Below are 17,770 nucleotides of genomic sequence, written 5' to 3'. Positions count from 1 at the left end.
CCTCGAATAGGAAAGCGCCCGCCGCCGATTCGGCAGCGAGCGCGCTGAATACCGTTAGTCGTGATGTCAGACGGCGTCGGCCTGCTGCCGGATCTCGCCCGCGCCACCGACGGTCTGCACCATCTCGAAGCCCTCGAATTGCGGATGGCCGAGATACAGCGGCTTGGTCGAGGGCGCCCGGCTATGCGCCTTGCGGAACTGCTCGGAGCGCGTCCAGGCCTCGAATTCGGCGCGGGAGCGCCAGACGGTGTGCGAGGCGTAGAGCACGTGATCCTCGTGCTCGGGCCCGCGCAGGAGGTGAAATTCCACGAAGCCCTCCATCTCGCCGAGATGGCTGTCGCGGCCGAGCCAGACGGCTTCGAAGTCCTCGGTCGCGTCCTTAACGACCTTGAAGCGATTCATCGCGATAAACATGCTGTTCTCCGTTGAAACGTCGAATCTAGGCCTTGAACCCGCCTCGGGCGAGCCCTGCTGCGGCGACGCGGCGCGCGGAATGGACTGCGCACAGTCTGCGGATCGACATTTCCGCAACAATGTTTCGGAGATACGTCAGGTTAAACCACAAGATGTAGACTTAGACTTGCGGAGCTTAACAACTTGGTGTCCAATTGCCTGACGGTTCGTATTGTGTCGCAGTCGGGCTGTTGACCGACTGCTATAGCCCTCACCGTCGATGTGGATTCTTGGTCGACGCAAGAGAGCGGATCACAATAAGGGCTTGGCGCGGTAGCCGATTGCAATGCAAGCGGCCGCTGCTCTAGCGTGTGGCACCACACTTCAGGTGTAGACGGACTATGAGATTGAGGGTCGGACGGTGAAGCGGCGCGATGGCGAGGCCAGAACACCGGATCCGCAAGGGGACGCTGTTCAGGCGGCGGAAAAGGATGCGAGCAGTCCGATGATGCCGAAGCAGACCACCGACGTGGATCGTCTGGTGGGTATTCGCATCACCGCTTTGCGGAAGGCGCGAGGCCTGAGCCAGACCGCCCTCGGCAACGCCGTCGGCGTCACGTTCCAGCAGGTGCAGAAATACGAGAAGGGCCAGAATCGGGTCGGTGCCGGCCGGCTGCGCGAGATCGCGCGTCTGCTCGAAGTGCCGGTCTCGGCCTTCTTCGAGGAGAGCGAGCCCCGCGAGAACGCCCAGGAGGACGTGTTCGGCTTCCTCAGCGCCCACGGGGCGATCGAACTGCTCCGCGCCTACGCGCAGATCGAGGACGAGCAGATGCGCCGGGACGTGCTGGCACTGGTCCGGAGCGCGGCGCGCCTCGCGCAGGCCCGCACTGCACCGCCGGCGACGGATCCCGCCTGATCCTCTCCCATTGTCGGATCGGCATAGCGCTCCCCGATCAGGCCGATCGGGGAGCGCTTTTCGTTTCAGGCCTGCCACTTCGATTGTCGCTCACGCCTCGTCCGCCGCGATGAGGTGGAAGAAGCTGCCGCCCACGGATCCGACCCGGTGACCGGCCAGGCCTTGATCGGTGCCCTCCGCGTCGGTGACGCGGGCCAGGGCATCCGCCTCCGCGGCAGCGGGCGAAAGCTCGCTGGCGTAGTGGAATTCGTGGCCCACGACCCGGGCGCCCCGGCGGCCCAGAGGACCGTCGCTGCAGAGCCGCGCGACGCGATAGCCGAGATGCAGCTTGCGCTTGCGGTACGAGGTGGCGACCGGCAGCAGCCCCGCCATGGCGTGCGTGGTGCCGTCCGCGTCCTCCAGGGTGTGCCCGAGGACCATGTAGCCGCCGCACTCGCCGTGGACCGGGCGCGTGGCCGCGAAGGCGCGCAGGCCGTCGAGGAACCGGCTGGCCGCCGCGAGCTGGCCGGCGTGCAGTTCCGGATAGCCGCCCGGGAGCCAGCAGGTGTCGCAATCCTCCGGCGGCGCCTCGTCGGCGAGCGGCGAGAACGGTACGATCTCGGCCCCGGCCAGGCGCCAGCCGGTTTCGAGATGCGGGTAAAGGAAGCTGAACGCCGCATCCCGGGCCACCGCGATGCGCTGCCCGGGCGGCCGCGGCAGCAGGCCAGCCACGGCGGGGGCGGCGCCCCCCGCTGCAGCGATCACGGCATCGAGGTCGATGCCCGCCTCCGCCAGATCGGCCAGCCGGTCGAGCCGCGCCTCCAGGTCGGCGGTCTCGCCGGCCTGGACCAAGCCGAGATGCCGCTCGGGCAGGACCAGCTCGGCATCGCGCATCAGCACGCCGAGGACCGGAAGTCCTACGCGCTCCATGCCGGCCTCTACCAAGCGGCGGTGGCGGGCGCTCGCGACCTTGTTGAGGATCACGCCCGCGATCCGGATCCGCGGATCGTAAAGCTTACAGCCCAAGGCGACGGCGGCGGCCGATTGCGCCGCCCCGGAGACGTCGACCACCAGCACCACCGGCCAGCCGTAGCGGGCTGCGATGTCGGCATTCGCCCCGGTCCGGCTCTCGGCGGCCCGGACGCCGTCGAACAGGCCCATCGAGCCCTCGGCGACCACAATGTCGGCCTGCGCCGCCGTCTCACCCGCCAGGGCGTCGAGGAGGCCGGGCGCCATGGCGAAGCTGTCGAGGTTGAAACTCGGATGGCCGGTCGCCGCGTGGTGGAAAGCGGGATCGATATAGTCCGGCCCGCATTTCGCGCCGCGCACGCGCAGGCCGCGCCGGGTCAGCGCCCGCATCAGGGCCAGCGTGACGGTGGTCTTGCCGGAGCTGGAGCGCGGCGCCGCGACCAGCAGGCCGGGGGCGCTCAAACCGCGCTCCCCACGGTCCCGCCGGGCCGGTAGCGCCGGTCGTAATCGGGGGCGTAGAGGGCGCTCTCGCGGAAGTCGGCGGCGCCGAGCGCCGGCCCGACCAGGATCAGGGCCGTGCGTTCGAGCCCGGCCTCGGCGACCAGCGCCGGCAGCCCGGCGAGGTCGCCGATCAGCGCCCGCTCATCGGGCCATGAGGCGCGGAACACGGCGGCCGCCGGGCAGGATGCGCCGTAGAACGGGATCAACTCGGCCGCGACTTTTTTAACCCCGTGGATCGAGAGGTGGATCGCCAGTGTCGCCCCGGTCGCCGCGAAGGCCGCCAGCGTCTCCCGCTCCGGCATCGCGCTTGCCCGGCCGGAGGTCCGGGTCAGCACGACGGATTGGCTGACGCCCGGCACGGTCAGCTCCCGGCGCAGCATCGCGGCGGCAGCCGCGAAGGCCGGGACGCCGGGCGTCACCGTGTAGGCGATGCCGAGCCGGTCGAGCCGGCGCATCTGCTCGGCGAGCGCGCTCCAGATCGACAGGTCGCCCGAATGCAGCCGCGCCACGTCCTGCCCGCTTGCCTCCGCGGCCTCGATCTCGGCGACGATCGCGTCAAGGTCGAGGGGGGCGGTGTCGACGATGCGGGCGCCCGGCGGGCACCAGCCGAGGATCTCGGGGGCCACCAGCGAGCCGGCATAGAGGCAGACCGGGCAGGCGGCGATGCGGTCGCGACCCCGCACCGTGATTAGGTCGGCGGCGCCCGGTCCGGCGCCGATGAAGTGGACGGTCATGCTGGCCGCGCGTTGTGTTGCAGGATCGCGAGGGCGCAGGTCGCGCCGGCGCTGGCGATGCGGGGCAGGGCGAGGCGGCTTTCGGGGCCCGCCGCCGCCAGGGCCGCGGCCTCGGCCAAGGAACCGACCCCGCGCAGGCGCTCGATCCGGGCGGAGCGCGTGACGACGTTTGGGTCGCAGGCTTCCAGGGCCGCCGGTTCGACCGGGCAGGGCGACAGGCCGAATTCCGATGCCGCCTGGCGGATGGACGGTTCCGCGGCCCGGTCGGCCGCGGTCGCGATGGCCGCGAGATCGGCATGGGGGGCGCCGATCGCTCCGAGGGCGCGGGCGATCAGCGCGGCGATCTCGTCGGCACCCGTGCCGCGGCGGAAGCCGATCCCGGCGACGATCCGGTCGCTCATGGCTTGGTCCAGGCCCATTGGGTCACCGGCATCGCCGGCCGCCAGCCGTGCAGGCCGCCCACCGGGCTCGCGCGGTCGACCGAGAACCGCCGCAGGCTGCCGCCAAGGTCCGCGAAGGCCGCGAGCAGGGCGGCCTCGCCCTGGAGCGTCACCGCGTTGGCGACGCAGCGCCCACCCGGCCGCAGGGCCGCGAGGGCTGTCGTCAGGATCCCGGGCTCGGAGACGCCGCCGCCGATGAAGATCGCATCCGGAGCGTCCAGGCCGGCGAGCGCGGCCGGCGCTGCGCCGGTCACCACCGCAAGGTCCGGAACCCCCAGCGATTGCGCGTTCCGAAGAATCCGTTCGGCCCGGTCGGGTCGCGCCTCGATGGCTGTGGCGCGCAGGCTCGGGTGGCGCAGCATCCATTCGATGGCGACGGAGCCCGCGCCGGCCCCGATATCCCAGAGATGCAGACCGGGATGGGGGCGGAGCGCCGCGAGCGTCAGTGCCCGGATCTCGGCCTTGGTGAGCTGGCCGTCATTCTCGAACAGACCGTCATCGAGGCCGGGCGCCAGCGGCAGGGCCTGGCCCGTACCGGCGACCGCGATCGCCACGGTGTTGAGCGGGTCGATCGTCCCGAGGTCGAAGGCGTCGGCCTGCGCCGTGCGGATCCGCTCGCGCGGGCCGCCCATCGCTTCCAAAACGGTGACGGTCGAGGCTCCGAAGCCGCGCTCGGTCAACAGAGCCGCCAGAGCCGCCGGCGTCGTGCCGTCCCAGGACAGGACGAGGAGACGCGCGCCCGGCTGGATATGCGGCACGATCCGGGTCAGCGCCCGACCGTGCAGGGTGACGAGGCCGCATTCGGCCAGCGGCCAGCCGAGCCGCGCGCAGGCGAGGCTGAAGGCCGAGGGTTGCGGGAAGGCGCGGATCTCGGCGGGCGGCACCAGCCGGGCGATCTCGGCGCCGATGCCGTAATGGAACGGGTCGCCGGTGGCGAGGATGCAGGTCGGCTGCCCCCGGCGGGCCAGGATCTCCGGATAAGCCTCGTGGATCGGGCTCGGCCAGGACCGCGTCTCGGCATCGAGAGAGCTAGCCAGCGCGAAATGGCGTCGTCCGCCATAGACGACCCGCGCGGCGTCGAGCGCGGCGGCGGCGGCGGGCGCGAGCCCGGCCCGTCCATCCTCGCCGATGCCGACGATCGACAGCCAGCGGCCGCTCGACAGGGGGTCAGCGCTCATGGACAAGGCCCCCATGACCGGCGGCGCGATGCGAATCCTGATCCTCGGCGGCACCGGCGAGGCGAGCGCCCTGGCGCGGGCTTTGGCCGGCCGGCCCGATCGCGCCGTGACGCTGTCGCTCGCCGGCCGGACCGCCGCGCCGAAACCCGAGCCGGTGCCGATCCGGGTCGGCGGGTTCGGCGGCGCCGAGGGCCTCGCCGACTACCTGCGCAGCGAAGGCATCGACCGCCTGATCGACGCGACGCATCCCTTTGCGGCGACCATCTCGGGCAACGCTGCCCGCGCCGCGGAGGCCGTGGGCGTGCCGCTGCTCGCGATCCGCCGACCCGCCTGGTGCCGCGAACCCGGCGATCTCTGGACAGAGGTCGGTAGCATGGCGGAGGCGGTCTCCGCCCTGGGGCCGGAGCCCCGGCGCGTGTTCCTGACGATCGGCCGGCAGGAGGCCGGAGCTTTCGCGGCGGCGCCGCAGCACGCCTACCTGGCGCGGACGGTCGAGCCGCTGGCCGGCGTGCTGCCGGTCCCGCACCTCACGGCCATCGAGGCGCGCGGCCCGTTCGATGCTGAAGCCGAGGCGGATCTGATGCGCGCCACCGGCACCGAGATCCTGGTCAGCAAGAATTCCGGCGGTGCGGCGACCTACGGCAAGATCGCCGCGGCCCGCAGCCTCGCGATCCCCGTCATCATGGTGCGACGGCCCGAAAAACCCGACGTACAGAGTGTTCCGGATGCCGCCGGCGCGCTGCGCTGGCTCGATGCCGGCGCTCATGCCGGCCCCGCGACTTTGCGCGACGTGTAGACGAAGGGCAGGCCGTCTGTCCGCGGGATCAGCCGCGTGGTCGAGGCGCCGAGGATCACCATCGTGGCCATGTCGGCCGGGACGTCCCGCGCCTCGGCGAGGGTCGAGACCCGGATCGCCTCGTCCGGCCGGCTGATCGCCCGGGCGAACATCACCGGGGTCTCCGGCGTCCGGATCCCGGCGGCGAGTTCGAGGGCCGAACCGAGCTGCCAGGGCCGCGCTGTCGAGATCGGGTTGTAAAGCGCGATGACGAAATCGGCGCGCAGCACCGCTTCGAGCCGGGTGGTCACCACTGGCCAGGGCTTCAGGTTGTCCGAGAGCGATAGAGCGCAGAAGTCGCCGCCCAGCGGCGCGCCGAGTCGGGCCGCAGCAGCCAGCATGGCGGTGATCCCGGGCTCCACCGTGATAGCGAGATCGCGCCAGCCGGCCTCGCCGTGCTCCACCGCCTCGAACACCGCCGAGGCCATGGCGAACACGCCGGGATCGCCTCCGGACACCACCGCCACCCGCCGCCCGGCGGCGGCGAGCTGCAGGGCATGGCGGGCGCGGTCGACCTCGACGCGGTTGTCGCTGGCATGCCGGATCAAGCCCGGGCGCTCGGGCACGCGGGCCACATAGGGAAAATACCCGACCAGATCCTCCGCGGCGTCGAGGGCCCGGCGGGCGGAGTCGGTCAGCAATCCCGCATCCCCGGGGCCGAGGCCGACCACCGTGAGGCTGCCGCGCGGATCCGGGCTCAACGCGTATCCGCCTGTGATGTCGGCGACAGGGTCGCGTAGCCCTGTCGGTCCAGCAGCTTGAGCGCGCGTCTGTCGAACGACACGAAGGTTTCGCTCCCCAGCCAGCGTCCCTCGAAGGCGATCACTCCATCCGCGAAATCGCCGCCGGCCTCCAATTGGACCAAGCCCGCCTCGATGGCGGGTCGGTTGGCGACGACGTTGCTTGCGTCGATCAGGCCGCGGATGGCGGTCGCGATGTCCGCGCGCGGCATCGCGTAACGACCGCGCAGAACCCAGACCAGCTCGCACAGCGCATGCACGCCGATCGCGACCTGGGCGGCGCGTTCCATCGTCTCCACGGCCGCGATCCCCTGCGCCTCGTCGTCATCGACGATGAGACGGAGCAGGACATTGGTGTCGGGCGTGAGCTTCACGGCCGTTCCAGACCGGCCATGCCGGCGGCCGCGCCGGCTTCGGCGATGGCCTCATCGATCTCTTCGATCGAGTAGCGCGCGCCGTTGCCCTTGCCCTTGAGCAGGCCGTGCAGCTGCCGCCAGGAACCCGACGGCCGGTCAGCCTTCAGCTCCGCCCGACCGTCAGGGAGCAGGTCGAGCCTGACCCGGTCGCCGGGCTGGATGCCGAGGTGCTTCAGCACGTCCTGTCCGAACGTGACCTCGCCCCGAGCCGTCACCGTCAACGTCGTCACGCCGCGTCCTCCAACCCACGAACTGTAATGCCCGTCAGCATCACAGGCCAAGGACAGATATGCGGTCTTCCAGTCACGGCCGCCGCCCCTCGCCGGGCAGGAGCACCATGGAGAAATAGGGGGCGTCGTCGTCCGCCTTGTCGGCGAGCATCACCACGCGCTCGCCCGCCATGGTGCCGCGCTCGACATAGACCGCCCGCTCGATCAGCCCGGCGGCGGTGAGCGCCGCCCGGACCTTCGGCAGATGCCGGCCGAGCTTCATCAGTACGGCGGCGTCGGTGCCGCGTAAGCGCTCGGTGAGCGCGTCGAGCGGCAGCGTCGCCGGCAGGATTGTCAGGATGTCGTCGCCCCAGGTGATCGGCGTGCCGGCCCGGGTCCAGCAGCCGGACATGCCGGTGACGCCCGGCACCACCTCCACGGGGAAGCGGTCCTTCAGGCGCCGCCACAGGTGCATGAACGAGCCGTAGAAGAACGGGTCGCCCTCCGACAGGATCGCGACGTCGCGGCCCGCGCCGAGATGGTCGGCGAGCTGCCCGGCCGCGTCGTCGTAGAAACCCGCAAGCGCCGCCACGTAGTCCGGGTGCTCCGGGTGGATCTCGGTGGTGTAGGGATAGGCGAGCGGCATTTCGCGGGCGGGGTCGCGCAGGATCGCGTCCGCGATGGTGCGGGCATTGCCGCGCCGGCCGCGCTTGCAGAAATGCACCAGCACCGGCGCGCGCATCAGGATGCGCTGCGCTTTTACGGTGAGCAGCTCCGGGTCGCCCGGTCCCATGCCGACCCCGTAGAGGGTGCCGGTCACGGAAGCGGTGGGACTATCCTCGACAGGCGCCTCGACCCGCTCGAACCCGTCCATCACTCGACCTCGCTGGCGAGCGCGTTGACCGCCGCCGCGGTCATGGCGCTGCCGCCCCGCCGGCCGTGGACGACGACGAACGGGACGCGGCCGTCCCGGGCGAGGGCCTCCTTCGACTCGGCGGCGCCGACGAAGCCCACCGGGATGCCGATCACCGCGGCCGGGGGCGGCACGCCGGCATCGAGCAATTCGAGCAGGCGGAACAGGGCGGTCGGGGCGTTGCCCACCGCCACGATGCTGCCCGGCAGGTGCTCGCGCCACAGCTCCATGGCGGCGGCGGAGCGGGTGGTACCGAGGCTCTTGGCGAGATCCGGCACGCGCGGGTCGCCGAGGGTGCAGACGACCGCGTTGTTCGCGGGCAGCCGCGCACGGGTGACGCCGTCGGCGACCATCCGGACGTCACACAGGATCGGGGCGCCGGCCTGGAGCGCCGCGACGCCGGCCTCGGCGAAGCCTTTCGACATCTCCACATCGGCGGGCAGGTCGGTCATGCCGCAGGCGTGAATCATCCGGACGACCACGCGCTCGGCCGCCCCCGACCAGCGCGCGAGGTCGGCCTCGGCCCGGATCATCGCGAAGGAGCGCGCGTAGATCGCGGCGCCATCGCGGATATAATCGTAGCGAGAGGTGGCCTCCGGCTCCGAACCTGCCTGGCGCAGGGCATTCTGGCTCGCGCTCATGCCGGTCTCTTGGTCCTCCCGATATCAGTCCAGGCGCGATCCGGCGCGAAGGCGGCGGCGAGCCCGATTGTCTTGGCCCTTCCTAACCGCTCCAGCACCGCCTCGATAGGGAGGTGTATCGCCGGCTCATCGCCGGGGGCACCACCGACGACGGCACCATAGAGGCCGTCCCGGCCGACAAGTGTGAGGTCCGCCGGGCCCGGCCGGGCGCAGCCCTTAGCGCAGCCGGAGACGTGGGCGGACCGCCCCTCCAAGCCGAACGGTGCGAACATCTCCGCAAGAAGCGCGGCATCGTTGAGCGTCGGCGTCGATCCGGAGGCGCAGGCCGGCGCGCCCGTGCAGGCGGCGACGCTGCGCCGAGGATCCTCCGCTGCGACGATGAAGTTTCGGGCCAGGGCCGTCAGATCTGCCGCGGACGGGTCCTGAAGCGGCAGCAAAACGAAGCCGCGCGCCGGGGACAGGCGGATCTCCTCGGCACCGAGGCGGGCGGCAAGGTCCACGAGGTGGTCGAGGGCATCGGCTGTGCAGCGACCGAACGGCGCATCTACGGTGAGGATGCGCTGCCTTGGCGCCAACCATTCGACACCGGCCCGCGGCGAGGAGGGCACTGCCCATCGAGAGACGCCACCGTGCCCCCTCTCCCGTGCGGGAGAGGGTTGGGGTGAGGGGTCAGGTTTGTCCGGAGAGGTCGCATCCCTCACCCTGTCCCTCTCCCGCACGGGAGAGGGGACCTGCGTCTGGATTTCGACCCGAACGGCATTGTCCAGTGCGCTGAAGTCATCGGGCGACAGATCGCGCATCCGCCGCAATCCGGTCCGGGCGAAGGCCTGCAGCAGTGCCGCTATCGCGGCCTGCGCCTCCTCCGCAGCGCAGGTGGCGAGATCGTGAAAGCCCTGCTCTACGGCGACCGCGATCCGGATGTCCCCGGAGACATGTGGAAACAGGTACGCGTCGGCCTCCGGCACCTCCGCACCCAGGCGCCCTTCGACCACCACTAGGGTCTTGGCCGGCAGCCCCGCCACGGCGAGCCCCGCCGCCTCCACCGCACGCGCGAGGGCCAGCACGTCGAACGTTTCGGCCGGATCATGGCCGGCGAGCGGGCTGGTCAGCGTCAGCCGCTGCGGGCCGCCATCGGCGCGCCTGTCGCCGAGGCCGGCGGCCTCCAGCAGGCGGGCGAGCGGCGCGCGCGTCGCCTCGGTGACGCCCCGAATCTGGAGGTTGGCCCGGGCGGTGAGGTCGAGATGGCCGTTGCCGAAGCGGCGCGCGCTCTCGGCCACCGCGCGGGCCTGCGGCAAGGTCAGGATTCCGAGGGGCGGATGCACCCGCGCGAGCAGGCCGTCCCCGGTCGGCATCGGGCGGCTGAGCCCGGGGCACCAGCCCCGACGGGCGGGGGCATCGGGCAGCGTGCGGCGATGGGCGGCGACGCTCATTCGGCCGCCTCCGGCATCAGCGCGTCGGCCAGCAGCGCGTTGCGCCGGCTGTGCCACAGGCCGCGGTCGCGGGCCTCGTCGAACCGCTCGAGGATCGCGCGGGTGGCGGCGGAGTTGGCGGCGCGCAGCCGGTCGAACACGTCGGGGTCGGCGATCCAGGCGGCGTAGAGCCGGTCGAAGCCCGCATCGGTCACGGCGTCGCTCGCCGCGGCGAGGACGAACACGGCGTCGAGCCCCTGGGCCAGCTCCTGCGCGCCCCGGTAGCCGTGGCGGAGCTGGGCCGCGATCCAGCGGGGATCGGCCAGGCGCCCGCCGATCAGCCGGGCGGCGTCCTCCCGGGCGGTGCGGGTCTTGGGGCGCTCGGGAACCGAAACGTCGAGGCTGTACAGGGCGGGGCTGGCGCCCTGCAGCGTGGCCGCGGCCGCGAAACCGCCCATGGCGTCCACCGCGGCGTCGCCGTCGAACAGGTCGCGCTCGGCCACGTCGAAGGCGTGCAGATAGGCGTCCGCCGCCGCGACCCGGTCCCCGAATGCCGCGTCCGGCCCCTCCCGGTCGCCGTAGGCGTGGCTGCTCGCCGCCAGATAGGCCCGGCCGAGATCGGCCCGATTATCCCAGGCCCCGTCGAGGGCGGTGGCGGCGGTGCCGGCGCCGTAGCGGCCCGGGGCCGCGCCGTAGACCCGGGCGGTGGTCTCGCCCCGGCGCCGGGCGGCAGCCAGGGGATTTTCGGAATCTTCCTCCTCCCGCTCGGCCACCGCCCGGGCAGCGCGGTCGAGCAGCGCCAGCGTGTCCGGGAAGGTGTCGCGGAACGCGCCCGAGACGCGGAGTGTCACGTCGATGCGCGGCCGGTCGAGCATAGCGAGCGGCAAAACCTCGAAGCCGGTGACCCGGGTGCTGGCATGGTCCCAGACCGGCCGCACGCCCATCAGCGCCAGCGCGTGGGCGACGTCCTCGCCGCCGGTGCGCAGGGTCGGGGAGGCCCAGAGATCCATGACGATCCGGGCCGGATATTCGCCCTCGTCCTGGAGATAGCGGGTCACCACGGAGGCGGCGGCCTTCTCGCCGAGGAGGGCCGCGGCGCGGCTCGGGATCGCCCGCGGGTCGAGGGTGGCGAGGTTGCGCCCGGTCGGCAACACGTCGGCGCGGCCGCGCGACGGCGAGCCCGCGGGCCCCGGCGGCACGAAGCGCCCGTCCAGGGCCGCCGAAAGGCCAGCCCGCTCGCCGGCGGCACTCGCCAGGACTGGCTCGGATGCATCGTCGGGGGCACGGCCGAAGACGTGCAGCCCGTCGCGGAACGTGGTCTCGCCGAGGTCGCAGAGATGGGCGTCGAGGCGGGTCAGCGCCTCCTCCATGGGCGTGTCCGGGCCGATGCCGGCGCCGTCGAGCAGGCCGGCGGCGTCCGCATCCTCCAGGATCGCGCTGGCGATGAGACCGGCCCGGCGCGGATCGAGCACGCTGGCGGCGGAATACTCCTCCACCAGCTCGCGCAGGCGTGCGGCCTCCGGTGACAGAGCGTGGAGCTGCGTGTCGGGGGTGAGGTGCCCGAGGGCGATCCCGCCCAGCCGGCGCTTGAGCGGAGCGGCCTCGCCGGGATCGTCGACGATGAACGGGTAGATCACCGGCAGGCCGCCGACGCACAGCGCCGGGAAGCAGCCCGGCGACAGCGCCACCGCCTTGCCGGGCAGCCACTCGGTGGTGCCGTGCGTGCCGAGCTGCACCAGCGCGTCGAACCGGCGGCGCAGCCCGAGGTGGAACGCCAGGTAGGCGTGGGTCGGGACGCGCTCCGGGTCGTGGTAGCTGGTCTTGCGGTCGGGATCGCGACCGCGGTCCGGTTGGAGGAAGAGGGTGAGTTTACCCGCACCAGCCGCAACAGCTTCGGCGTTCACACCTCGGCCCGCTGGTAACGCGACATTCCCCCTCTCCCGTTCGGGAGAGGGTTGGGGTGAGGGACCAGGTCTTTCCGGAGACGTCGCATCCCTCACCCTGTCCCTCTCCCGCACGGGAGAGGGGACCCGCGCCTCATCCGGGGATGTGTGAATTCGGGCGTCCGCAGAGAGCGGAGGGGGCGCGGCATCGGCCGTGGCCATCCGAAACCGGAACATGCCGTTGCGGCAGGTCGGGTCGGCGGCCGGGTCACCCCATGAATCGGTAAGCGCATCGCGGGCGCCCGCCGGCAATCCGGCGAGCCAAGCCATATAATCCGCCAGCGGTACCGCGAACCCCGCCTCGCCCTCGGTGAGCGCCGGCATCAGCACGGCCGGTTCGGGCAGCAGGCCGGTCGCGTAACCCGACGCGGCAAGATCGGAAAAAATCGCGCGGGCGCTCTCGGGCGTGTCGAGGCCGACCGCGAAGCCGGCCCGGCCGCCGCGGGCGGGATAATCGGACAGGACGACGGCCACCCGCCGCTCGGCCCGGGGGAGGGCGGCCAGACGCAGCCAGCCCGCCGCCCGCTCGGCCAGGGCTTTGATGCCGTCGGGATAGGGGACGGCCCGGCGCTCGGCGAAGCCGGCGACCTCCGGGGCCTCTTCCTTGAACGAGATCGGGAAGCCAGAGAGCCGGCCGTCGAATTCCGGCAGGGCGATCTGCATGGCGAGGTCGGCCGCTCCGAGGCCCCGGGCCGAGGCCTCCCAGGCCGCCCGGGGGGCGCCGACCGTGAAGGCCTGGAGCACCGGACAATCCGCGCCGTCGAGGACGAAATCGATCCCGTCCTCCCGCGCCGAGAAGGCGGTGGCGGCGATCACGAGATCCGGCTTTCGCGCCCGCACGGCCTCGGCGACGGCCCTGGCAGCCTCCGGCTCCTTGAGGCTCGACACCGCCATCGGCAGCACGCCGATGCCGCGGGCGCGCAGAGCCGCAGCAAGGGCGACGAACGGCGCGGTATCGCCGCCGAGCACCGCGGAGCGGTAGACCAGGAGCAGGGCAAGCGGGGTGGCGGTGACGCGCGGGTCTGAGAGCGGCACCGCCGTCTCGGCGGCTTGGATCGCCGTATCCAGCGCAAGCACGCCGCAACCGGGACACCACGGAAAGCCCCGCGGCAGCGGCTGCGGCGGCTCGACGGTTCCACCCGCGCCGATCCGGGCGGCGAGCAGCCGCAGCATCCGCCGCAGATTCTCCGGGCCGCCGGCGCGGAAATACGCATCGAGCTGCTGTGCGAAATCCGGGTCGGTGGAGAAGCCGGCCAGCCGCGGGTCCGGCCGGTCATCGCCCGGCAGCACCGCCAGAACGACCCCGTGCGCCCGCGCCGCGGCAGCACAGCGCTCGATCCCGTAGCGCCAGTAATCCAGGCCGCCGAGGCAGCGGATCACCACGAGCTTCGCGCGAGCCACCACGCGCTCGACATAGAGATCGACCGACATCGGGTGCCGGAGCTTGGCGAGCTTGGCGAGCCTCAGACTCGGCAGCCCCGGCTCTGCGGCCTGGGCCTGCCCGATGCCCGCGAGGTCGCTGTCGGTGAACGAGAGCACGACGAGATCGCCGGGCTCCTGCCCGAGATCCACGGCGGCCTCGCCCTCGTCGAGGGAGACCGTATCGATGCGGACGAGATGCATGGCGCGCCTCCTAGGCTGCGCCGGAGCGGGCGCGCGCGGAACGTCTCACCGAGGCGAAAACACGCGCGACCGACTTCATCCCGCCAGCGCCGCGGCTACGGCGTCCTGGTCGAACCCCTTCAGGCCGATCACGACGAGGCGCCCGTCCCGGTTCTCGCCCGCCCGCCAGGGCCGGTCGAAATGGTGGGCGACGCGCCGGCCGACGCCCTGCACCACGAGGCGCATGGCCTTGCCCTCCACCTCGGCGAAGCCCTTGATCCGTAGCACGCCCGCGGCCTCGGCGGCCTTCTCGACCCGGGCCGCGAGGTCGCCGGCCGTCACCGCCGGGCGGACCGGCAGGGCGACGGTCTCGAAATCGTCGTGGTCGTGGTCCTCGCCGTCGCCGTGATGCGAGGGACGCGCGTCCAGATCGTCCTCGGCCGCGGCCCCGAGCCCGAGCAGAACCAGCGGATCGATCGCGCCGTTCGCAGTCTCGACCACCTTCACGGCCCGGGGCAGATGCCCCTCGACCTCGGCGCGCACCCGCGCCCGGGTCTCGGCATCGAGCAGGTCGGACTTGTTGAGCGCCACAAGGTCGGCGCAGAGGAGCTGGTCCTCGAACACCTCTTCCAGCGGATTGTCGTGATCGACAGCCGTATCGGCGGCGCGCTGGGCGGCCAAAGCCTCGGGATCCTCGGCGAAGGCGCCCGCGGCCACGGCCGGCCCATCCACCACGGCCACGACCCCGTCCACGGTGACCCGCGAGCGGATCGCCGGCCACTGGAACGCCTGGACCAGCGGTTTCGGCAAAGCGAGGCCGGAAGTCTCGATCAGGATGTGCTCCGGCGGCTCGGCGCGGCCGAGCAGCGTCTCCAGCGCCGGGACGAAATCGTCGGCCACGGTGCAGCAGATGCAGCCGTTCGGCAGCTCGACGATGGACTCCTCGGTGCAGCCCTCGACGCCGCAGGCGGCCAGGAACGACTTGTCGAAGCCGACATCGCCGAACTCGTTGACCAGGATCGCCAGGCGGCGGCCCTTGGCGTTCTCGACGATGTGGCGGACCAGCGTCGTCTTCCCCGCGCCGAGGAAGCCGGTGACGATGGTGCAGGGGATCTTGGTCACGATGGTCATTCCGCAGCCTCCAAGGTGCCGGCCGGAAGCGGGCGGGGATCGGGAAAGGGCGGGATCCGGGCGATCACACCGGTCTTGAAGGCGGCGGGCCGCTCCCGCCACGGCACGATGCCGTCCTGGGTCGCCGCGTAGGCCGCAAGGCCGTCCAGGATAATCGCGGCGGACTCGACCGGGTCCATGTCACCGTAGACGTAGGTCCAGCGGTTCGCGGAGGCGACCGCCACCGAGCAGGGCCGCTTGCACACCGACAGGCACTCGACCCCTTCGATCCGCAGATCCGGGGCCGCATTACCCGCGCGCAGGGCGTCCAGCAGGCGCGCACCGGCCCGGGGGCCGTCCGGATCGTCGCCCGGGCGGCGGCAGGTCGTGCAGACGTACAGCACGGTCTCAGGCATGGACCGTCCCGCGCGCCGTGCCCCGGGCGAAGGCCTGCCAGGCCCAGCCGAAGCCGAGGCCGATCAGCATCCAGAAGACGAAGCTGATCGCCAGGGACCGCGCCGCGAACTGCGCCGCGAGCGCCGCGGGCAGCTCGGAGGCCGCCTCCGGCGCCTGCGGGGCGCCGGCCACGTGCGGCGCCACGATCAGCACCAGCCCACCCAGGATCGCGATCAACGAGCGCCGGATCGTGATCAGGTACAGGCCCATGCCGGTGGCGGCGGCGGTCATCACCCACCAAGCCTGTCGGGTCGCAAGCGGTGCCGCTTCGCTGCCCGGCAGTTCCGGCGGCAAACCCAGGCCCGGAGCCAGGGCGACGCTGGCGAAGCCCGCGATCGCGAAGGCGACGCCGACCTGCCGGGTCGGCTCGCGCCCGCAGGCCAGGATCGCTGCGCCCAGGAGCAAGGCGTAGCCGACGGCGCCCACGAGCGTCGCCAGGGCTGTGAAGGCCATGCGGGGCAGGCCCTCGCCGGGCTGCCACTCGGGCGCGGAATCCGGCGCGGCATGATCGTGCCCGGCATGCGCCAGCACGATCGGGAGACCGCGCTGGGCCTGATGTGTCTGGTGGGTCTCGTAGCGCTCGGCCGCAACGATCAGCGGCGAGGTCAGCGTCAACTCGAGGCCCGTCACGACGACGGCCGCGAGGAAGCCGGCGGCTAGGGCCGCCGACAGAAGCCGGATGATCATCCCTGCGCCAGGGGCGTCAGTGACAGGGGAAGTTCTGGGTGTGCCGGAAATCGTGCGCGGCGTTGTGCAGCGCGATCGCCGGCGAGAAGCCCGCCATGAACAGCAGGCCCAGGCCCAGGAAGGCCGCAAGCGCGACGGCAACCGGGCGCTCGCCGGCGCGGGTGCCGGTGGCGACGGGGGCGAGGGTCGAGGTGGTCATCAACATGTCTCCAGCCGCCCCACCGGCGGCATTGCGGGATCTCATCGCGACGGCAGGTCTCCTGGCTCGCGGCTCGGCGCGCCTGCCGCCTTCCCGGATCACTCCGGTGGCTTCCTGGCAGGCGCTCGCCGCTCACAGTTGCGGGGGCAGCCGCGGATTCGGGGCTCACACCCCTCACCGCATTCCCTTTTCACCCCGTCGCCGGGGCACCGTCACGCCATCGTTGTAGACGCATGACAGCTCTCGCACAACGGAGGCGCGGCGGAATCGTTTCCGACTCTTTTGGGCACGGCGTGAATATGCGGGTCGGGCAGTTGCCGTGACGGTTCGAACGCTTTCGGGCGATGGACGCCAAGGTCCCGCCGCCTCCGCCTCCGAGGCTTGGCCATCGCGACCGCCTGCGTGTAACGGCCGATGCGGACGGCCCCGGTGGGGCAGGCCGCTGATTCTCAACTCTTCGAGCGTGATGTCGATGCGTAGTGTGTCGCTGGCCTTCGCCATCCTGGCGGCGGCGTCTTTCCCGGTCCGGGCCGACGACGGCAGCGTCGCGCTCGCGGCCGGCGGTCTCGTTCTGGAGAAGACCGACGGGATCGCCCTCGCGGCGGAGGACCTGTACCTCTCGGAGAAGGCCGTGCGGATCGACTATCGGTTCCGCAACCTGACCGATGCCGACATCGAGACCACGCTCGCGTTTCCGATGCCCGACATCGCCGGTGATTCCACGACGCTGGTCTCGATTCCCGATCCGGCGAAGGACAACTTCCTCAAGTTCGAGACCGCGGTCGACGGCCGGCCCGTCGACTGGCAGGTCGAGCAGCACGCTATCCTGATGCGGAGCGACACCCCCCCCGTCGCGATCACCGATCGGCTGAGGACGCTGGGGATTCCGCTGGTTCCGACCGTCGAGGCGACGGAGGTCGCGCTGCGCCGGCTCGGGGAGAGGCAGCGCCGCGACCTCATCGCGGCCGGCATCCTCGAGCGGCAGGAGCACAAGGACGGGACGATCACGGATGCCCCGCTCTGGACGCTGAAGTCGAAGTTCTGGCGCCGGCAGGTCTTCCCGACCGGCCGGGAGATCGCGGTCCATCAGAGCTACGTGCCGAGCCTCGGTGGTCTCTCGAGCCTGTCCTACGGCGCGCCGAACCTCGACCCGTTACAAAAGGCGCACTACGCGACCCGGTACTGCACCGACCCAGCCTTCGAGCGGGCGGCCCAGGCCCTGTACCGGCGAGCGAGTGCCGACGGCAGCCGGGCGTTCCAGGCCTACGAGCAGTCCCTGTCGTACGTGATCACGCCCGGGAACAACGGGGTCGGGCCGATCGGCCTGTTCAAGCTGGTTGTCGACAAGGGCGATCCGGCGACCCTGGTCTCGTACTGCGGCGGCACAGCGAAGAAGATCGGCCCGACCACCTTCGAGATCGTCGTGAAGGACTACGTCCCGCAGCGCGACATCGACATCCTGTTCTTGAAGACGACGAAGGGTTGACGCGTCGGTCCTGG

19 protein-coding genes and 1 riboswitch are annotated in these 17,770 nt (G+C 71.9%); of the genes, 3 read left to right on the top strand and 16 right to left on the bottom strand.

What is annotated here, in order from left to right; genetic code table 11:
* Positions 1–66: 66 nt before the first annotated feature.
* Positions 67–414: an antibiotic biosynthesis monooxygenase family protein gene (locus MKK67_RS17205; protein ID WP_243966403.1), complete on the bottom strand. Its 348-nt coding sequence runs from the start codon at positions 412–414 to the stop codon at positions 67–69.
* Between the two features lie 484 nt (positions 415–898).
* Here MKK67_RS17205 and MKK67_RS17200 point away from each other — a divergent pair, with 484 nt between their 5' ends.
* Positions 899–1,309, top strand: a complete 411-nt coding sequence (locus MKK67_RS17200) for a helix-turn-helix domain-containing protein (RefSeq protein ID WP_243966402.1) — start codon at positions 899–901, stop codon at positions 1,307–1,309.
* Between the two features lie 90 nt (positions 1,310–1,399).
* On the opposite strand, the gene MKK67_RS17195 is transcribed toward MKK67_RS17200, so the two are convergent.
* Genes MKK67_RS17195 through cbiE form a run of 4 tightly spaced genes read right to left on the bottom strand, consistent with a single transcriptional unit; the run spans position 1,400 to position 5,110 of the window.
* Positions 1,400–2,719, bottom strand: a complete 1,320-nt coding sequence (locus MKK67_RS17195) for a cobyrinate a,c-diamide synthase (protein WP_243966401.1) — start codon at positions 2,717–2,719, stop codon at positions 1,400–1,402.
* Positions 2,716–3,492, bottom strand: a complete 777-nt coding sequence (gene cobM / locus MKK67_RS17190) for a precorrin-4 C(11)-methyltransferase (protein ID WP_243966399.1) — start codon at positions 3,490–3,492, stop codon at positions 2,716–2,718. The genes MKK67_RS17195 and cobM overlap by 4 nt, the downstream gene beginning before the upstream one ends.
* Positions 3,489–3,893, bottom strand: coding sequence for a cobalamin biosynthesis protein (locus tag MKK67_RS17185; protein ID WP_243966397.1), 405 nt, complete (start codon positions 3,891–3,893; stop codon positions 3,489–3,491). The genes cobM and MKK67_RS17185 overlap by 4 nt, the downstream gene beginning before the upstream one ends.
* On the bottom strand, positions 3,890–5,110 hold the full coding sequence (cbiE, locus tag MKK67_RS17180; protein WP_243966395.1) for a precorrin-6y C5,15-methyltransferase (decarboxylating) subunit CbiE: 1,221 nt from the start codon (positions 5,108–5,110) through the stop codon (positions 3,890–3,892). The genes MKK67_RS17185 and cbiE overlap by 4 nt, the downstream gene beginning before the upstream one ends.
* Here cbiE and MKK67_RS17175 point away from each other — a divergent pair.
* Positions 5,109–5,906, top strand: coding sequence for a cobalt-precorrin-6A reductase (locus MKK67_RS17175; protein ID WP_243966393.1), 798 nt, complete (start codon positions 5,109–5,111; stop codon positions 5,904–5,906). The genes cbiE and MKK67_RS17175 overlap by 2 nt on opposite strands.
* Here MKK67_RS17175 and cobJ read toward each other — a convergent pair.
* The 11 genes from cobJ to MKK67_RS17120 all read right to left on the bottom strand — a co-directional run bounded on the left by cobJ (position 5,873) and on the right by MKK67_RS17120 (position 16,270).
* The gene (gene cobJ / locus MKK67_RS17170) at positions 5,873–6,646 is read right to left on the bottom strand and encodes a precorrin-3B C(17)-methyltransferase (RefSeq protein ID WP_243966391.1); all 774 of its coding nucleotides are present in this window, start codon (positions 6,644–6,646) and stop codon (positions 5,873–5,875) included. The genes MKK67_RS17175 and cobJ overlap by 34 nt on opposite strands.
* The gene (locus MKK67_RS17165) at positions 6,643–7,059 is read right to left on the bottom strand and encodes a type II toxin-antitoxin system VapC family toxin (RefSeq protein WP_243966390.1); all 417 of its coding nucleotides are present in this window, start codon (positions 7,057–7,059) and stop codon (positions 6,643–6,645) included. Before MKK67_RS17165 ends, cobJ begins: the two co-directional genes overlap by 4 nt.
* Positions 7,056–7,331, bottom strand: coding sequence for an AbrB/MazE/SpoVT family DNA-binding domain-containing protein (locus MKK67_RS17160; protein WP_243966389.1), 276 nt, complete (start codon positions 7,329–7,331; stop codon positions 7,056–7,058). Before MKK67_RS17160 ends, MKK67_RS17165 begins: the two co-directional genes overlap by 4 nt.
* A 73-nt stretch (positions 7,332–7,404) precedes the next feature.
* Positions 7,405–8,184, bottom strand: a complete 780-nt coding sequence (locus MKK67_RS17155) for a precorrin-2 C(20)-methyltransferase (RefSeq protein ID WP_243966388.1) — start codon at positions 8,182–8,184, stop codon at positions 7,405–7,407.
* On the bottom strand, positions 8,184–8,864 hold the full coding sequence (locus MKK67_RS17150; protein ID WP_243966387.1) for a precorrin-8X methylmutase: 681 nt from the start codon (positions 8,862–8,864) through the stop codon (positions 8,184–8,186). Before MKK67_RS17150 ends, MKK67_RS17155 begins: the two co-directional genes overlap by 1 nt.
* Positions 8,861–10,294, bottom strand: coding sequence for a precorrin-3B synthase (gene cobG / locus MKK67_RS17145; protein ID WP_243966386.1), 1,434 nt, complete (start codon positions 10,292–10,294; stop codon positions 8,861–8,863). Before cobG ends, MKK67_RS17150 begins: the two co-directional genes overlap by 4 nt.
* A complete protein-coding gene (gene cobN, locus MKK67_RS17140) occupies positions 10,291–13,839 on the bottom strand; it encodes a cobaltochelatase subunit CobN (RefSeq protein WP_243966385.1) in 3,549 nt (1,182 codons plus the stop codon). The genes cobG and cobN overlap by 4 nt, the downstream gene beginning before the upstream one ends.
* 75 nt (positions 13,840–13,914) lie before the next feature.
* Complete coding sequence (gene cobW, locus MKK67_RS17135; protein WP_243966383.1) at positions 13,915–14,949, bottom strand: cobalamin biosynthesis protein CobW; 1,035 nt, start codon at positions 14,947–14,949, stop codon at positions 13,915–13,917.
* Positions 14,946–15,344 carry a DUF1636 domain-containing protein gene (locus MKK67_RS17130; protein ID WP_243966381.1) on the bottom strand — a complete coding sequence of 133 codons (399 nt, stop codon included), beginning with the start codon at positions 15,342–15,344 and terminating at the stop codon, positions 14,946–14,948. Before MKK67_RS17130 ends, cobW begins: the two co-directional genes overlap by 4 nt.
* Positions 15,337–16,071 carry a CbtA family protein gene (locus MKK67_RS17125; protein ID WP_243966379.1) on the bottom strand — a complete coding sequence of 245 codons (735 nt, stop codon included), beginning with the start codon at positions 16,069–16,071 and terminating at the stop codon, positions 15,337–15,339. The genes MKK67_RS17130 and MKK67_RS17125 overlap by 8 nt, the downstream gene beginning before the upstream one ends.
* Before the next feature lie 16 nt (positions 16,072–16,087).
* Positions 16,088–16,270, bottom strand: a complete 183-nt coding sequence (locus MKK67_RS17120; protein ID WP_147854404.1) for a CbtB domain-containing protein — start codon at positions 16,268–16,270, stop codon at positions 16,088–16,090.
* Positions 16,271–16,303: 33 nt separating this feature from the next.
* A riboswitch (cobalamin riboswitch) is annotated at positions 16,304–16,499 on the bottom strand.
* A gap of 237 nt (positions 16,500–16,736) precedes the next feature.
* Here MKK67_RS17120 and MKK67_RS17115 point away from each other — a divergent pair.
* Entirely contained in the window at positions 16,737–17,756 is a 1,020-nt protein-coding gene (locus MKK67_RS17115; protein ID WP_243966378.1) for a DUF4424 domain-containing protein, read from the top strand.
* Positions 17,757–17,770 lie beyond the last annotated feature (14 nt).

It is taken from the genome of Methylobacterium sp. J-072 (genome assembly GCF_022829425.1).
In the GTDB taxonomy this organism is placed as follows: domain Bacteria; phylum Pseudomonadota; class Alphaproteobacteria; order Rhizobiales; family Beijerinckiaceae; genus Methylobacterium.
This window is presented reverse-complemented; position numbering and strand designations above follow the sequence as displayed.

What these genes read in the sequence shown, in the direction of transcription:
- MKK67_RS17205 (WP_243966403.1), bottom strand. Translation starts at nt 414, where the DNA reads ATGTTTATCGCGATGAATCGCTTCAAGGTCGTTAAGGACGCGACCGAG.
- MKK67_RS17200 (WP_243966402.1), top strand. Translation starts at nt 899, where the DNA reads ATGATGCCGAAGCAGACCACCGACGTGGATCGTCTGGTGGGTATTCGC.
- cobM (WP_243966399.1), bottom strand. Translation starts at nt 3,492, where the DNA reads ATGACCGTCCACTTCATCGGCGCCGGACCGGGCGCCGCCGACCTAATC.
- MKK67_RS17185 (WP_243966397.1), bottom strand. Translation starts at nt 3,893, where the DNA reads ATGAGCGACCGGATCGTCGCCGGGATCGGCTTCCGCCGCGGCACGGGT.
- MKK67_RS17175 (WP_243966393.1), top strand. Translation starts at nt 5,109, where the DNA reads ATGGACAAGGCCCCCATGACCGGCGGCGCGATGCGAATCCTGATCCTC.
- cbiE (WP_243966395.1), bottom strand. Translation starts at nt 5,110, where the DNA reads ATGAGCGCTGACCCCCTGTCGAGCGGCCGCTGGCTGTCGATCGTCGGC.
- MKK67_RS17155 (WP_243966388.1), bottom strand. Translation starts at nt 8,184, where the DNA reads ATGGACGGGTTCGAGCGGGTCGAGGCGCCTGTCGAGGATAGTCCCACC.
- MKK67_RS17150 (WP_243966387.1), bottom strand. Translation starts at nt 8,864, where the DNA reads ATGAGCGCGAGCCAGAATGCCCTGCGCCAGGCAGGTTCGGAGCCGGAG.
- cobG (WP_243966386.1), bottom strand. Translation starts at nt 10,294, where the DNA reads ATGAGCGTCGCCGCCCATCGCCGCACGCTGCCCGATGCCCCCGCCCGT.
- cobN (WP_243966385.1), bottom strand. Translation starts at nt 13,839, where the DNA reads ATGCATCTCGTCCGCATCGATACGGTCTCCCTCGACGAGGGCGAGGCC.
- cobW (WP_243966383.1), bottom strand. Translation starts at nt 14,949, where the DNA reads ATGACCATCGTGACCAAGATCCCCTGCACCATCGTCACCGGCTTCCTC.
- MKK67_RS17130 (WP_243966381.1), bottom strand. Translation starts at nt 15,344, where the DNA reads ATGCCTGAGACCGTGCTGTACGTCTGCACGACCTGCCGCCGCCCGGGC.
- MKK67_RS17125 (WP_243966379.1), bottom strand. Translation starts at nt 16,071, where the DNA reads ATGATCATCCGGCTTCTGTCGGCGGCCCTAGCCGCCGGCTTCCTCGCG.
- MKK67_RS17120 (WP_147854404.1), bottom strand. Translation starts at nt 16,270, where the DNA reads ATGACCACCTCGACCCTCGCCCCCGTCGCCACCGGCACCCGCGCCGGC.
- MKK67_RS17115 (WP_243966378.1), top strand. Translation starts at nt 16,737, where the DNA reads ATGTCGATGCGTAGTGTGTCGCTGGCCTTCGCCATCCTGGCGGCGGCG.